This is a genomic window from Rhodococcus sp. NPDC057014 (assembly GCF_042673295.1).
Taxonomy (GTDB): Bacteria; Actinomycetota; Actinomycetes; order Mycobacteriales; family Mycobacteriaceae; genus Rhodococcus_F.
In genome coordinates this window covers 1-2,140 of the sequence record NZ_JBHUSF010000595.1, presented here as the reverse complement: position 1 = coordinate 2,140, position 2,140 = coordinate 1, and the positions used below count along the sequence as shown (strand labels likewise).

Below are 2,140 nucleotides of genomic sequence, written 5' to 3'. Positions count from 1 at the left end.
GACACCCTCATCGCCGAACTCAAGGCCGAGGTGTCCCGGGAGATCAGCCCGATCGCCAAGCCCCGCCAGATCACCATCGTCCCCGAACTCCCCAAAACGAGGTCCGGCAAGATCATGCGGCGCCTGCTCAAGGACATCGCCGAGGGCCGCGACCTCGGCGACACCTCCACCCTCGTCGACCCCAAGGTATTCGACGCCATCCGCGGCAAGTAGGGCGCTCCGCGCCCCGTGAGTGGTTGACGAGTCTCTGCACTCCTCAACCACTCACGGGCGGCGAAGCCGCCACAGCGTCTGCTCCTCGCCGATCCCCTTCAGCCCGGTGGTGAAGACGTCGCACCGGTAGCCGGACGTCGCGAGCAGCGGCGCCACCGCCGGATCGTCGTGCACGGCCCGGGACAAGACGATGTCGCCGCCCGCAGCACAGCCCTGTACCCGGGCCGCCAGGTTGACCGTCGCACCGAAATAGTCGGTCCGGCCGTCGTTGTCGATCATCACGGCGGGCCCCTGGTGTAACCCGACCTTCAACGACACCGAGTCGTCGCCGAGGTGCCGCCGACGGAACTCGTCCCAGCCCGCCTGCATCGACGCCGCAGCCGACCAGGCCTCCCGCGCGTCGGCGAACGTCGCCATGACCGCGTCACCCATCTGCTTCACGACGCTGCCGTTCTCGCTCACCACCGCGTCACGCAGATAGCGGAAATGACTCTGCACGAACGCGAACGCCCGGACGTCGCCGATGCGCTCGTACAGGGCGGTCGAGCCGCTCAGATCCGTGAACAGCACCGCCAGGTTCGCGATCCCGATCTCGTCTCCCGGCGCCACCCCCTGATCCGGGAACAGGTCCTGGAAACCGTCGAGCGACGTCACGAGCGCGCCGGTCGCCGCGGCGTCCTTCCACCGCTCCCGCTCGACCACCACCAGCGCCTCACCGGGTAGCCGGTTCGCGACCTCCAGCAGGCAAGCACCGTCGGTGGCGGCCTCATCACGCACCCGGAGTTCACCGGGCCCGCAGTCGACCCGCAGCGTGCCACCGGCCGGGCCGACCTCGCAGGCCACCGGGGTACCCACCTGATAGCACCGGAGCCGCAGCCACCCGGGGTCGAGTTCGAGGCGCTCGCTGCGCCGCTCGCCCGGCTCGAGGCGCAACTGCGCCACCGCCGACGGTGAATTCGCCGGACCACCGATGCAATAGCGTGCGCGCTCCGCCCGGCGAACGGCCGGGTTGACGTCGAAGCGGATCTCCACCGACCGCGCGAGGTCGGTGTCGAACGCGATGTCGCACGTGTCGCAGTGGACGCGGCTCGGCAACTGGCGGATGTGAGCGGCGTCCTCGCGGGCGGTCCGGCAGACCGGGCACAGCACGCTCCAGCTCAGGTCCAGCAGACCGCAGTCCGCGGCGTGGAGGAAGACGTGCAGCAGCTGCATCCGGTCGGCACCCCAGCGGTCCGCAAGCTCGAACGGGCGCATGCCCGTCACCTCCAGGTCGGACGCGGTCCGCAAGTGGGACTCCAAGCGCCCGACCAAGTTCGGGGCGTCGTGCGATCGCGACAGCTGCGCCGTGCGGAATTCGAGCCGGCCTGCGTCGAGCTGCTCCGGCGGCGGCAGGGCGGGGACGGCATGCGCGCGCGGGTCGCGGACGTGTCGCTCCAGCGCGTGCGCGAGCGCCACCGTCTTCCGTATTCCCGTGCGTGCCAGCAGCGTTCGAGCGGCGATCGCGCCGAACCGGGTACGCGGGACGATCCGGGCGAACACCTCGACCTCGGTGGCGTCGGCGGCCGGGTGGAGCCGGACACCCGTGGACACCTCCGCGAGCGGACCGCGGGAGAAACGGCGAAGGACCTGATAGAACCGGCCCTCGACCCACTCGAACGGGAACTCCTCGTACCGCACGCGCCGCCCGTACGAACGCGTCTCCGCCGAATAGTGCCCCTTGCGGCGCCGGTCCAGCATCGGAGCGAAGCGCACCGGCGACAGATCGATGTTGCGATTGAGCCGATCGGTATCGGCGAGGAACGACCACAGATCCTGCTTCGGCAGCCGGATCCGGGCCTTCCTGGACAGCAGCACGGCTTTCGCCATGCAAGAACTATAGGCCGCTCCGCGGCCCGTGAGTGGTTGACGAGTCCCTGGACTCGTCAAC

1 protein-coding gene and 1 pseudogene are annotated in these 2,140 nt (G+C 69.9%); one reads left to right on the top strand and one right to left on the bottom strand.

Features of this window, described 5'->3' with window-relative positions; all coding sequences use genetic code 11:
- A pseudogene (locus ACFTZB_RS45245) lies at positions 1-213 on the top strand (acetyl-coenzyme A synthetase); the annotation flags it as partial.
- Between the two features lie 51 nt (positions 214-264).
- Here the strand turns inward: ACFTZB_RS45245 and ACFTZB_RS45240 are convergent.
- On the bottom strand, positions 265-2,079 hold the full coding sequence (locus tag ACFTZB_RS45240; protein WP_378442476.1) for a DUF5939 domain-containing protein: 1,815 nt from the start codon (positions 2,077-2,079) through the stop codon (positions 265-267).
- Positions 2,080-2,140: the final 61 nt, after the last annotated feature.

What these genes read in the sequence shown, in the direction of transcription:
- ACFTZB_RS45240 (WP_378442476.1), bottom strand. Translation starts at nt 2,079, where the DNA reads ATGGCGAAAGCCGTGCTGCTGTCCAGGAAGGCCCGGATCCGGCTGCCG.